The following is a 12,672-nucleotide window of genomic DNA, read 5'->3' on the forward strand; positions in this document are numbered from 1 at the left end:
TGACACGCAGCCGTGCGGCTGCCTATTGTCGAACATGCAGCCAGACGGCTGCATAACCCAGGCGGCAGGATGGACGACGTATTCAAGGCACTGGCCGATCCGAATCGGCGTCTGCTCCTCGACAGCCTCAACGATCGCAACGGGCAGACCCTGCGCGATCTGTGCTCGCGGCTGTCGATGGCTCGCCAGTCGGTGAGCAAGCACCTCGCCGTGCTGGAAGCCGCCAATCTCATCACCACCGTGTGGCGGGGGCGCGAGAAGCTGCACTACCTCAACGCAGAACCGATCAACGCGATCGCCGACCGCTGGATCCACCAATACGACCGCGCGCGGGTGCAGACGCTCGCGGACCTCAAGACTGCATTGGAGGCCCACCCGATGAGCAGCAGTGAATTCGTTTACGTCACGTATATCCGCACCACCCCCGAACGGCTGTGGCAGGCCATCACCGACCCGGCGTTCTCCAACCGGTACATGGGCCATGCACTGGTGTCGGACTTCAAGAAAGGCTCGGAGTACGTGTGGTCCGACTGCAGCGGTCTGGAGATCACGGATCCCGAGCAGGTGATCCTCGAGTCGGAGCCGTATCGGCGGCTCGCGTTCACCTTCCACACCTTCGTGCCCGAACTGACGACGCTAGGACTGGATGAGGACGTCGTCGAGAAGGCCGCGTCCGAACGGCGGTCCAAAGTCACCTTCGACATCGAACCGGTCGAGGACGGCCAGGTGAAGCTGACCGTCATACATGACGACTTCCCGCCGGAAAGTACTGTGCGCGATCTGATCTCCGGTGGGTGGCCGTGGAAGCTGGCCAACCTGAAGAGCGCATTGGAGGCAACCTCATGACGACGACGAACACGCCACCGACAGTTTCCGCAGCAGAGTGGGACGCTGCTTGGCAAGAGATGCTGGCCACGGAGAAGGACCTCATGCGGGCCCGCGACGCCCTTGCCGCACAGCGCCGACGGATGCCGTGGATGGCCGTCGACAATGCCTACACCTTCGACGGTCCCCAGGGCGAGGTCAGCTTGCTCGACCTGTTCGACGGCCGTCGACAGCTGCTCGTCTACCGCGCATTCATCGAACCCGGAACCGGCGACGGCGACGTCCCCGGGCATCCGGGATGGCCCGACCACGGCTGTGTCGGCTGCTCCTTGATGGCTGACCACGTGCCGAACCTTGCCCATCTCAACGCCCGCGACACCACACTCGTATACGTCTCGCGGGCAACACAACCCGACCTGCAGCGGATGAAGACAAAGATGGGCTGGGGCCATATCCCCTGGTACACCATCACCGACGACTTCGACCAAGATTTCGGGGTCAAGGACTGGCATGGCACCAACGTCTTCATCCGCGACGACGAAAACCGCGTCTACCGCACCTATTTCATCAACGGCCGCGGTGACGAAGTGTTTGTCAACACCTGGAATCTGCTCGACGTGACGCCCCTCGGCCGGCAGGAGACCTGGGAAGATTCACCCGAGGGCTATCCGCAGGGTCCGCCCTACGAGTGGTGGAGTTGGCACGACACCTACGACCAAACGCCATAGCGCGACACCGTTTGTGAAACTACCGACGAAATCCTTTGAAAAGCGTCGGTAGATTCACAAACGAGACCCGCCGAGCGGCCGGCCAAAGCAGAAGCCGACTACGACGGCACGGTCGCCAGCGCTTGCGCGACGCACTCGGCCCACGAACGCGAGTCCACGGTCATCCACGCCGTCTCGCCACCGAATGCACTCGAGATCACCAGATCTGGGGCAACGGTGCCCAGTAGTTCCACACTTTCGCGCAGCTGCGCTGCATCACCGCGGCCCGGCACCAAGAAGGTCGCCCACGTTCCTGAGGCCGTGGGGAACATGGTGTCGCCCGTGAACAGGTATCGCTCACCGGTCACGCCCATTACGAGATAGCTTGTGCTGCCTGATGAATGACCCGGCGTTGGTAGCGCCTCGACACCGTTGGCGTCGACATGCCGCACACTACCGATCGCCACGTCGACACGCGCATGCTCTGCAATGGCGCCGACCTCGGCCTCCGGTGCGTGCAGCCCGCGACCGAACCGCTCTTCGATCCGCTTCAGGTTCGGCCCGGCCTCGTCGAGATGCGACAGATACTGCGCGCTGACACCGCCGAGCGCGTCGATCGCGTCGAAGTCCGCCTCCGTGGCGGGGCTGTAGAACAGAACGTTGCCACGCGGGCCTCGCCACAGATACGCGTGCGTGGTGAGGCCGGGGAATGGCGTGTCCGTCCGGGTCTGCCAGAGATCGTCCCGAATCCGGGTCAACTGCGTCGTGGAAGTAGTCATGACTCGACTCTGCGACCTGAACCATTGTTGAGGTCAAGCGATTCTTCACCGAACTTCGCATCCGAGTGCCACCATCGAACGATGGCGCGCCCACACATCGCCGCACTGGCGGTGACCCTGACAACCGCAGCGTCGATCGCCGTCGCTCCAGACGCAGAGGCGGTCTGCTACTCGGCCGACTGCGTGCCCAATGTCGCCCGCAACGTCGTCGAGGGAACGCCCTGTAAGCCCGGCAAGTATTTCAACTACGGGCTTGGTCCCGACGGCGCTACCTTCGTCTGCAACAGGGTGGGCGTGTGGACACCCGCCGGGCCGCTCATCGGTATCTACAACGTCGCGATGGACTGCATGCAACAGAACGCGTCGGCCCAAGGCTCCGACGGCGTGGCGTTCGTGTGTACCGACATGGGCGGCGGCCACCTGCGATGGGCCCATCGCATCGACACCGCCGAGTGATCAAAGCACCGCAGCGATCCGCGCCGCCACATCCGCAGCAACCGACAACGACGCCTCATCGGTCGCGGCCGAATAGCGGTCGGCGGCAGGGTCGTACGTCGCACCCGCGATCGACCCGTGGTCGGCCTCCAGCACGACGCACGAGACGGGCCAGCCGTTGCGCTCGAGTGTCGAGGCGAACTCCTGGCTGGCCGACGGAGGTATCACGTCGTCGCGCGCGCCGTGCAACAGTGTGAACGGCACCGGATCGCCGTCCAGCGACGTGGGTAGCGGCGAGCCGCTGATCGGGTCGGGAACCATGAATGCCCCTGCCAGGCATACGGTGTGGGCCATCTCGAACTGTCGCGCGTGAATTGTCAGTCCGGCCGCCGCCAGGCCACCCATCGACCAGCCGACGACAACCAGGGGCCCGTCGCCGGCATGCTTTCGCGAAAACTCGGCCGACGCCAGCAGGTCACTACGCCCACGGTCGTCGGCGTGCGAATCCCAATCGGCCAGCACCACCGACAGCCCGTGCCCGTGCACCCGTTCGGCCAACGGCCGCATCGCGGTGCGTGAATCGGTCTGCGCGCCGTGCCACATCAGAACGGTGGGTTGCGAGGGGTCGCCGTAGACGTCTGCGGACCGGCCGGGGGAGTACTCGACGGTGTGCACGGCTCTGGAGTTCCCCGGCGACCGCGGAACCAACCGTCAACGTGCGTACTTGTCGACGAATCGGCGCAGGATGCTCTGCGGATAACGGACATCCCATTGTCGGACAGCCTCTTTCAACACTTCTGCGGATTCCGGTGGGAAGTAGCCGTAATCCTTGTAGACGTCGATCCGGGTGATCAGGCCGTCGAGATCGAGTTCAGGGTGAAACTGCGTGGCGTACACGTGTCGCCCCACCCGGAACGCCTGCACCGGGCAGTCCGGTGAGGACGCGAGGCGTTCGACGCCGGGCGGTAGGGAGGTCGCGCCTTCGCGATGTCCTCCGTAGGCGTCGAACACGTCGGGCACCTCGGCGAACAGTTCGTCGTTGCGGCCCGCGGAGGTGACGGTGACGGTGAGCCCACCGACCGGTTCTGGATGTGTGCGGTCAACCGTGGCGCCGATGACGGTCCCGAGCGTGCCGACGCCGTAACAGCAGCCGAGGAACGGAAAATCGCGGTCGACGATGCGTCCGATGAGTTCGAGTAGCTCCGACTCGACCCGCCGCTGCGTCGCCGACTTCATCTCCACGGCATCGCTGACGTTGTAGGGCCCACCGCCGAGGATGATGCCCGACCAATCGTCGAGGTCGATGTCTCCCAACGGTTCATGGGTCAACCGGATGCGCCGCATGCCGGTGGTGTCGAGGCCGGCGAATCGCATCATCGCCCGGTATTCGTCGTCGGCGGCTTCATCCTCCCCGCGAATCGACAGCAGCAGAAAGGGCGCCGAACGCGCAACACCCCGCGAGCCCGGTGAGCCCGCGGGGTGCCGCATGTCGTTACCGACGATTAATCGAGGTCGAACCGATCGTTGTTCATCACCTTGACCCAGGCAGCGACGAAGTCCTCGACGAACTTGTCCTTGCTGTCGTCCTGCGCGTAGACCTCGGCGATGCCGCGCAGCACCGAGTTCGAGCCGAACACCAGGTCGTTGACGGTGGCAGTCCACTTGAGCTGACCGGTCGCGCGGTCGACACCCTCGTAGACGTTCTCCGCCGCACCCGACTTCCACTCCGTGCCCATGTCGAGCAGGTTCGTGAAGAAGTCGTTGCTCAGCACGCCCGGCTTGTCGGTGAACACGCCGTGCTTGCTGCCGCCGTGGTTGACGTTCAGCACCCGCAGACCGCCGATCAGCACCGCGAATTCCGGAGCGGTCAGGTCGAGCATGTAGGCCCGCTCGACCAGGAGCTGCTCCAGCGGAGCCTTCTCGCCCGCCCGCGCGAAGTTACGGAAGCCGTCCGCCCGCGGTTCGAGCACCGCGAAGGACTCAACGTCGGTCTGCTCCTGCGAGGCGTCGGTACGGCCCGGCGCGAAGTGCACGTTGATCTCGTAACCGCCGTCGCGCGCGGCCTTCTCGACCGCCGCCGAGCCGCCCAGCACGATGATGTCGGCCAGCGAGATCTTCTTGCCGCCGCTCGCCGAGCTGTTGAATTCCTGCTGGATGCGCTCGAGCACCGGAAGCACCTGCGCCAACTCGGCGGGTTCGTTCGCCTCCCAGTTCTTCTGCGGCTCAAGCCGAATCCGCGCGCCGTTGGCGCCACCGCGCTTGTCGGTGCCGCGGAAGCTCGACGCCGACGACCATGCGGCCTTGATCAGCTGTTGCACGGTCAGGCCCGAGTCGAGCAGCTTGCTCTTGAGCTGGGCGATGTCCTGCTCGTCGACCAGCTCGTGGTCCACCGCAGGCACCGGGTCCTGCCAGATCTCCTGCTCGGGGATCCACGGCCCCAGGTAGCGGCTCACCGGGCCCATGTCGCGGTGCATCAACTTGAACCACGCTTTGGCGAAGGCCTCGTCCATTTCCTCGGGATGGTCGAGCCAACGGCGGGTGATCGCGCCGTAAATCGGATCTTCGCGCATCGAGATGTCGGTGACGAGCATCGTCGGCTTGCGCGGAGGTCCGCCGAACGGATCGGGGATGATCGCCTCGGCGTCCTTGGCCTCGAATTGCCAAGCGCCCCCGGGGCTCTTGGTCAATTCGTACTCGTAGCCGTACAGGTTCTGCAGGTAGCCGTTGCCCCACTCCGTCGGGGTCGGCGTCCAGACCACCTCGAGCCCACTGGTGATGGTGTCAGGGCCCTTACCCGAGGCGAACGCGCACTTCCACCCGAGGCCCTGCTGCTCGATGGGGGCGGCCTCCGGTTCCGGGCCGACCAGGTCACCGTCGCCGGCGCCGTGCGTCTTGCCGAGAGTGTGGCCGCCGACGATCAGCGCCGCGGTCTCCTCGTCGTTCATCGCCATCCGACCGAAGGTCTCGCGGATGTCGTGCGCGGCCGCCAACGGGTCCGGCTTGCCCTCGGGGCCTTCGGGATTGACGTAGATCAGACCCATGGTGGTCGCGCCGAACGGCTCGGCCAGCTTGCGGTCCGACTCGTTGGTCCCGCCGTAGCGCTGGTCCGTGCCCAGCCAGGTGTCCTCCTGGCCCCAGAGCATCTCCTCGGGCTCCCAGATGTCTTCGCGACCGAACGCGAAGCCCTTCGTTTTGAATCCCGAGACTTCGAGCGAGGCGTTTCCGGCGTACGCGATGAGGTCCGCCCAGGAGATCTTGTTGCCGTACTTCTGCTTGATCGGCCACAGCAGACGCCGGGCCTTGTCCAGCTGAGCGTTGTCCGGCCAGCTGTTGAGCGGCGCGAAGCGCTGTGCGCCCTGACCCGCACCGCCGCGCCCGTCGAAGATCCGGTAGGTGCCCGCGGCATGCCAGCTCATGCGGACGAACAGGCCGGCGTAGCTGCCGTAGTCGGCCGGCCACCAATCCTGCGAGGTGGTGATCAGCCTGTGGACATCGGCCTTGAAGGCCTCGAGGTCGAGCTTCTTGAACTCCTCGGCGTAATTGAAGTCCTGGCCGAGTGGATTGCCCTTCTCGTTCTGCTTGTGCAGCACCGACACGTCGACCTGGTTGGGCCACCAGTCCCGGTTCGTCAGCGGAGCGTGCGACTTCGGCTTCGGCGAATCGATAGCCGGGTTCTCGCTCTCGCTGTGGCTGGCTGTCTTGGAATCATCATGAGGCGGGCGAGCGTCGGACGTATCAGATGACACAGCGTTCCTTCCGGTGGGTTGATTGGGCTGTGATCACGGTTGTGATCGGGAAACCTGCGATACCAAGCACTCTGGGCACAAGCCCCAATAGATGACCTCGGCCTCGTCGAGCACGAATCCGTCCAGCGCGCCCTCCGGATCCGACGGCGTCAAGCAGGGCGCTGCACCGACGGCGCAGTCGATGTCGGCGATGACGCCACATGACCGGCATACGACGTGATGGTGGTTGTCGCCGACGCGCGACTCGTAGCGGGCGACCGAACCGGAAGGCTGGATCTTGCGCACCAGACCCGCGCTCGTGAGCGCGGCGAGCACGTCGTACACGGCTTGTCGTGAGACGTCGGGAAGGGCGCGACGCACCGCGCCGAAAATCGATTCGGTATCGGCGTGGGGGTTGCCGTAAACCGCCTCCAGCACCGCGAGCCGCGGGCGGGTCACGCGGAGATCGGCGGCGCGTAGCCGCTCCGCGTAGTCGGGTGTGGGGGACACGCTGCCAATATGCTCTGTTTTCTGGAATCAGTCAAGAGTTGCTTCGGGGTTTGCTCATCGGCGTGTCGTAGAACTTTCCACCGACGTTGCTGTCGTCGCCGAAGTGCCTCGTTACCAACGATTTCGAACGTCGCACGCCGCGCTGCTTGCGCTTTTCGGGCATGAGCCACGGCGGGTCTCGCTGTTACCCTTCGGTGGCTGCCGGGGTCTGTGGTCAGGGGAGTGGACCAACCCGGTGGGTGGCTATGAGGCGAGACCCGAACGAAACGCTACGGACATCCGCGAAGAGAGTGTTGTGCGCACCGGAGAAATCAAGGCCCTTTCCGGCCTGCGCATCGTCGCCGCCGTATGGGTGGTGCTCTTTCACTTTCGGCCACTGCTGGAGCAGTCGGTGCCGGGGTTCCGCTCGGCGTTCGCCCCACTGCTGAATTGCGGCGCCCAGGGCGTCGACCTGTTCTTCATGCTCAGCGGGTTCGTGTTGACGTGGAACTATCTCGACCGCATGGGGCCCTCGTTCGAGTGGCGAGCCACGCTGCGCTTCCTGTGGCTTCGGCTGGCCCGCGTCTGGCCCGTCTACCTGGTGACGATGCATCTGGCGGCCCTGTGGATCATCTTCACCCTGCAGGTCGGCCGTGTGCCCTCACCGGCGGCCGAGACGTTGACGGCGACGAACTATCTGCGCCAGGCGCTGATGGTCCAACTGTGGTTCGTGCCCTATTTCGACGGCTCCAGCTGGGACGGGCCCGCCTGGTCGATCAGCGCGGAGTGGCTGGCCTATCTGCTTTTCGGCGGTCTGATCGTGGTGATCTTCCGCATCGCTCGGTCGACGCGGGCGCGGGGCCTGATCGCACTGGCCTTCGTCGCCGTGATGCCGCCGATCCTGCTTCTGCTGGCGTCCGGGCAGTTCTACACCCCGTGGAGTTGGCTACCGCGGATCGTCATGCAGTTCACCGCGGGCGCCCTGATCGCTGCGGCGGTGCGCAAGCTCGACCCGAGCGATCAGGCTCGGCGCGCCGCCGGGTACGCCGCGCTCCTCCTCGGCGTCGTGATCGTCACGATCCTCTACCGACTCGACGCACATCCGCTGCCCAAGATCGTCGACAGCGCCGGCCTGGTCGATGTGCTTTTCGTGCCGCTGCTGTTCAGCCTGGCCATCGGCGCCGGGTCGCTGCCCTGGCTTCTCTCGCGGGGGCCCGTCGTCTACCTCGGGCATGTGTCGTTCAGCCTCTACATGGTTCATGAGCTGGTGCACACCACCTGGGATTGGATGGTGCAGCAATTCGGGCTGCGGCTGTCATCGGACTTCACGGGCAAGCTCATAATGGTTGCCTTGCTTGGCACCGCGCTGATCGGCGCGGTCATGCTGTACCACTTTGTCGAGGAGCCCGCCCGTAAATGGATGCGCAGCATGATGAACGGCCCCGCCGCTTCGACCCCGGACGCGGCCGGCAAGCTGCACACCGTGTCCCGTCCGCGCGAACGCTCCGAGGTGATGACCGCCCGCGCCGGGTGACGATGCTTCTTCCGCGCGTGTCCACACGGCCTTACACCGGCGCGCTGAGAAGCGCCCTGACCATCGCGGTGGCAATCGCCATCCTCGTGGTCACCGGCTGTCAACACCTGAAACCGACAGAGCACAAAGAGATCGACGCGCTCAGCTTCGCGCTCAACCGCATCGCGGTGATCGGCGACTCGTACACGACCGGCGGCCCCGAAGGCGGGCTCGGCGAGAAATCGTGGACCACCCAGGCCTGGCAGATCCTGGCTCAGCAGGGACTGTCCACCACGGCCGTCGTCGGCGCCGAAGGCGGAGCCGGCTACGGCACCCGCGGTAACCGGGGCAGCCTCTTCGAGGATCTGACCGCCGCGACGGTCACACCCGATGACACGCTGGTGGTGTTCTACGGTTCGCGCAACGATCAGAACGTCGACCCCACCCAGTTGTCGGTCCTGGTCTACGGCACGTTCCAATTGGCGCGGCGCATCGCGCCGTCCGCGCTCTTCCTCGTGATCGGGCCGCCGTGGCCGACGGCTGACGTCCCCGCGACCGTGGTACGCATCCGCGACACCCTCAAATACCAGGCGGAACTTGCGGGCGCGACGTTCGTCGACCCGATCGCGGCCCGGTGGTTCGTCGACCGGCCCGAGCTGATCGGCCCCGACGGCGTGCACCCCACCGACGCCGGTCACACCTACATGGCCGAAAAGATTGCGCCATTGATCGGCGCGCAACTGCCGCGGCGGGTCTGATCCGTCCTATCGTTGCTGATCGTGCGACTCGGTGGACGCCTGTACCAGCTGCTGACCCGGGTGATGTCGCTGCGCATCATCGTGATCGTCGCGGCGTTGTCGGTGGTCGCGCTGGTGATCACGCTGGGCGCGTGGGTGTGGTTCGGCGTCACCAACGACCAGTACAGCCAGCTGGACCGTCGTCTGGACTCGGTGAGCAGCCTCGGTGACATCAGTGAGCTGCTGCGCACCGCGCAACAGGCCGACGTGAACCCGCCCATCCCGGACGGCGGCCTGGTGCGCACCGCCCGCGTCGACGGCATCACGGTCTCCATCCCGGAGAACATCGTGCTGCCGGAGTTCCCGGTCGGTTACGCCGACACCACCATCGACGGTGTCGAGTACCGGGTCCGGACGTTCTCCGCCGGCGGGGCCTTGATCGCCATCGGGGCGCCGCTGGCCGAGACCCAACGCCGCATCGACGAACTGCACCGGCGGGTGCTTCTGATCTGCGGCGGCGTCATCGTCGGCACCGTGCTGGTCGGCTGGGTCATGTGGTCGATCATGATCAACCCGTTCCGCCTGCTGGCCCAGCAGGCGCGCGCGATCAACGCCCAGTCCAAACCCGAAGAGGTTCAGGTGCGCGGCGTACAGGAGGCCGTCGAGATCGCCGAAGCCGTCGAGGGGATGCTCGCCCGTATCGGCGACGAACAGCAGCGCACGCGAGCGGCGCTGGAGTCGGCGCGAGACTTCGCCGCGGTGGCCTCACACGAGCTCCGCACACCCCTGACCGCGATGCGCACCAACCTCGAGGTGCTCTCCACGCTTCAGATGCGGGACGAGCAACGCCAGGAGGTGATCGCCGACGTCATGCGCACCCAGAGCCGGATCGAGGCGACCCTGACCGCGTTGGAGCGGCTCGCACAGGGCGAACTGACCACCGTCGACGACTTCGTCCCCGTCGACATCACCGAACTGCTGGACCGGGCCGCACACGACGCGATGCGCAACTATCCCGGCCTCAGGGTGTCGCTGTCGTCGTCGACGACGGTGCTCATGGTCGGCTTGCCCGCCGGGCTGCGGCTCGTCGTCGACAACGCGATCACCAACGCGATCAAGCATGGCGACGCCACCGAAATCCGTTTGGGCGCAGTCGCTTCCGGCGAAGGCGTTCAGATCACCGTCGACGACAACGGTTCCGGGATACCCGAGGACGAACGCGCCGCGGTGTTCGAGCGGTTCTCCCGCGGGTCGACGGCGGCGCGATCCGGTTCGGGGCTGGGGCTGGCGCTGGTGGCTCAGCAGGCCGAGCTGCACGGGGGCACTGCGGCGATGGAGGCCAGCCCGCTCGGCGGGGCCCGGTTGGTGTTACGCCTGCCCGCGCCGAGCTGAGCTGGCTACGATCCGAAGATGGCCAAGCTCGAGATGTCGCGTCAGCTCGCATTGAGCCCGCAGGAGGCGTGGGAGCACGTATCGGACCTCAACGCGCTGGGGGACTGGATGGTCATGCACGAAGGTTGGCGCGGCGAGTTGCCAGACGAGCTGACGGTCGGCACCACGATCGTGGGCGTCGCGGGGGCCAAGGGGTTGCGCAACCGCGTCACGTGGACCATCCAGAAGTTCGACCCGCCCAAGCTGATCGAGGTCACCGGAAAAGGCGTCGGCGGCACCAGGTACGGGCTCACGATGACGGTCGCGCCGACCGAAACCGGTTCGGCGTTCACCCTCACGATGAATCTCGGGGGCGCGCCACTGTTCGGGCCCATCGGCGCGACGGCGGCCCGCGCCGTCAAGGGCGACATCGAACGTTCCATCCGCAAATTCGAAGAGCTCTACGCCTGACCGCGCGGGCCCGCCACGCCGCGTCGCCTTACGCGGTTGATCGTGATCGCAGCGGGTACCACCCCTCGCGTGTCGCAGACCATGGAAATCACCGTTCTGGACCCCCGCACCGGCGACGAAGTCAGCAAGATCCCGATCACCGATCCCTCGAGCTGCGCCCAAGCCGCGGCTCGAGCGCGTGCCGCCGCGCCGGGGTGGGCGCGTACCCCCGCCGCCGAACGCGCGGCTGCGTTGACCAAGGCGGCCGCAGCGGTCCGCGCCGCGGCCGAGGAACTGGCCGAGCTCAACGAACGTGAGACCGGCAAGCTCCGCGACGACGCATTGGGCGGAGTCGACGCGGGCGCGGGCACGCTGGTGCAGTACGCCGAGCTCGGACCGCTGCATCGCGGCCGCAGCCTGCACGGCTCCTGGTCGGCGACCGATCTGATGGTTCCCGAACCGCGCGGCGTCGTCGCGGTTCTCACCCCGTGGAACGATCCGGTGGCCGTCGCGGCCGGCCTGCTGGGCGCGGCGTTGGTGACGGGAAACACGGTGGTACACAAGCCAAGTGAGCGGTGCCCAGCGACCGGTCGGCGGTTCGCCGAACTGTTGGCCGGGCAGCTTCCCGACGGTGTGCTCGAGATCCTCGACGGTGACGGATCTGTCGGCGCCCACCTGGCCTCGGCGGCCGATGTCGACGTGGTGGCGCACGTCGGCAGCAGCGCGACCGGCCGGGCGATCGCGCGAGCCTGCGCGGAGCGCGGGGCCAAGACCGTGCTGGAAAACGGCGGCAACGACGCGTTGATCGTCGACGCGGATGTGGATCCGCGGTGGGCGGCCGAGCAGGCCGCGCTGGGTGCCTTCGCCAACGCCGGGCAGATCTGTGTTTCGGTGGAGCGGGTCTTCGTGGTTGAGTCGCTGGCTGAGGCGTTCCTCGACGAGTTGGCATCGGAAGCGCGAGCGTGGGACGACCGGATCGGGCCGTTGGTCGACGGGCGTCAGCGGGACGTGGTGCAAGAGCAGGTCGCGGACGCGGTGGCCCACGGCGCACGGGTTCTGGCGGGCGGCGCGCCTCGGCCGGGTCCCGGTGCGTTCTATCCGCCGACCGTATTGGCGGACTGCACTCCGGAGATGTTGGTGTTTCGCGAGGAGACCTTTGGTCCGGTGGCGCCGGTGCGAGTGGTTCCGGACTTCGACTCCGCGGTGCGGGAAGCGGCCGACGACCGGTACGGGTTGGCTGCGACCGTGCTGACCGCCGACATGGCGCACGCGCAGGAGGCCTGGCGTGCCCTGCCGGTCGGCACGGTGAAAATCAACGACGTCTTCGGCGGAGCGCCCGGTGGGGCGTCACAGCCGCGTCGCGCGAGCGGCAACGGCTTCGGGTTCGGCCCGGAACTGCTCGACGAAATGACCGAGATGAAGGTCGTACACATCGCGCCGCCGGGCAGCTGAGACCCACCCTGGCTGCCCACCTCTCAGCGAAACTTTCGCTCCCAGCGAATTTTTCGCTGACAGGCGGGCACTGCGCGGATCACCCTCGCGAGAGGTCAGCGGTCCACACGCCCGCGCGGGAGGCAGCCGTAGCAGGCGCGCACGGCGTACGCAGCAGGCGCGCACGGCATACGCCGGCAGCCGCGCACG

13 protein-coding genes are annotated in these 12,672 nt (G+C 66.5%); 8 read left to right on the forward strand and 5 right to left on the reverse strand.

Going from position 1 to position 12,672, the window contains the following annotated elements:
* The first annotated feature begins 69 nt into the window (after nucleotides 1-69).
* Together AU072_RS07550 and AU072_RS07555 are read left to right on the forward strand one after the other, a co-directional pair.
* On the forward strand, nucleotides 70-846 hold the full coding sequence (locus AU072_RS07550) for an ArsR/SmtB family transcription factor (RefSeq protein ID WP_064413199.1): 777 nt from the start codon (nucleotides 70-72) through the stop codon (nucleotides 844-846).
* Nucleotides 843-1,553, forward strand: a complete 711-nt coding sequence (locus AU072_RS07555) for a DUF899 domain-containing protein (protein ID WP_064413200.1) — start codon at nucleotides 843-845, stop codon at nucleotides 1,551-1,553. Before AU072_RS07550 ends, AU072_RS07555 begins: the two co-directional genes overlap by 4 nt.
* Before the next feature lie 98 nt (nucleotides 1,554-1,651).
* Here the strand turns inward: AU072_RS07555 and AU072_RS07560 are convergent, their stop codons facing one another.
* On the reverse strand, nucleotides 1,652-2,311 hold the full coding sequence (locus tag AU072_RS07560) for an MBL fold metallo-hydrolase (protein WP_064413201.1): 660 nt from the start codon (nucleotides 2,309-2,311) through the stop codon (nucleotides 1,652-1,654).
* Nucleotides 2,312-2,392: 81 nt separating this feature from the next.
* On the opposite strand from AU072_RS07560, the gene AU072_RS07565 reads away from it, so the two are divergent.
* Entirely contained in the window at nucleotides 2,393-2,767 is a 375-nt protein-coding gene (locus tag AU072_RS07565) for a hypothetical protein (protein WP_064413202.1), read from the forward strand.
* On the opposite strand, the gene AU072_RS07570 is transcribed toward AU072_RS07565, so the two are convergent.
* From AU072_RS07570 to AU072_RS07585, 4 genes are read right to left on the reverse strand one after another with little or no spacing between them, the layout of a single operon-like run.
* Entirely contained in the window at nucleotides 2,768-3,421 is a 654-nt protein-coding gene (locus AU072_RS07570; RefSeq protein ID WP_082680679.1) for an alpha/beta hydrolase family protein, read from the reverse strand.
* Between the two features lie 36 nt (nucleotides 3,422-3,457).
* The gene (locus AU072_RS07575) at nucleotides 3,458-4,234 is read right to left on the reverse strand and encodes a glutamine amidotransferase (protein WP_064413204.1); all 777 of its coding nucleotides are present in this window, start codon (nucleotides 4,232-4,234) and stop codon (nucleotides 3,458-3,460) included.
* 14 nt (nucleotides 4,235-4,248) lie between these two features.
* Nucleotides 4,249-6,492, reverse strand: a complete 2,244-nt coding sequence (gene katG, locus AU072_RS07580) for a catalase/peroxidase HPI (RefSeq protein WP_064413205.1) — start codon at nucleotides 6,490-6,492, stop codon at nucleotides 4,249-4,251.
* 33 nt (nucleotides 6,493-6,525) lie between these two features.
* Nucleotides 6,526-6,981, reverse strand: a complete 456-nt coding sequence (locus AU072_RS07585; RefSeq protein ID WP_064350180.1) for a Fur family transcriptional regulator — start codon at nucleotides 6,979-6,981, stop codon at nucleotides 6,526-6,528.
* A gap of 295 nt (nucleotides 6,982-7,276) precedes the next feature.
* On the opposite strand from AU072_RS07585, the gene AU072_RS07590 reads away from it, so the two are divergent.
* The 5 genes from AU072_RS07590 (at nucleotide 7,277) to AU072_RS07610 (ending at nucleotide 12,483) form a co-directional block, all read left to right on the forward strand.
* Nucleotides 7,277-8,494: an acyltransferase family protein gene (locus AU072_RS07590; protein WP_064413206.1), complete on the forward strand. Its 1,218-nt coding sequence runs from the start codon at nucleotides 7,277-7,279 to the stop codon at nucleotides 8,492-8,494.
* A gap of 17 nt (nucleotides 8,495-8,511) precedes the next feature.
* Nucleotides 8,512-9,231: an Rv0518 family GDSL lipase gene (locus tag AU072_RS07595; protein WP_407937591.1), complete on the forward strand. Its 720-nt coding sequence runs from the start codon at nucleotides 8,512-8,514 to the stop codon at nucleotides 9,229-9,231.
* Between the two features lie 63 nt (nucleotides 9,232-9,294).
* Nucleotides 9,295-10,602 carry a sensor histidine kinase gene (locus AU072_RS07600; RefSeq protein ID WP_082680685.1) on the forward strand — a complete coding sequence of 436 codons (1,308 nt, stop codon included), beginning with the start codon at nucleotides 9,295-9,297 and terminating at the stop codon, nucleotides 10,600-10,602.
* Nucleotides 10,603-10,620: 18 nt separating this feature from the next.
* Nucleotides 10,621-11,052 (forward strand): type II toxin-antitoxin system Rv0910 family toxin, encoded by a 432-nt coding sequence (locus tag AU072_RS07605; protein WP_064413208.1) that lies wholly within the window; start codon nucleotides 10,621-10,623, stop codon nucleotides 11,050-11,052.
* A gap of 81 nt (nucleotides 11,053-11,133) precedes the next feature.
* Nucleotides 11,134-12,483, forward strand: a complete 1,350-nt coding sequence (locus tag AU072_RS07610) for an aldehyde dehydrogenase family protein (protein ID WP_174523704.1) — start codon at nucleotides 11,134-11,136, stop codon at nucleotides 12,481-12,483.
* Nucleotides 12,484-12,672: the final 189 nt, after the last annotated feature.

Origin of the sequence: Mycolicibacterium novocastrense (genome assembly GCF_001499835.1) — a bacterium.
GTDB lineage: Bacteria > Actinomycetota > Actinomycetes > Mycobacteriales > Mycobacteriaceae > Mycobacterium > Mycobacterium novocastrense.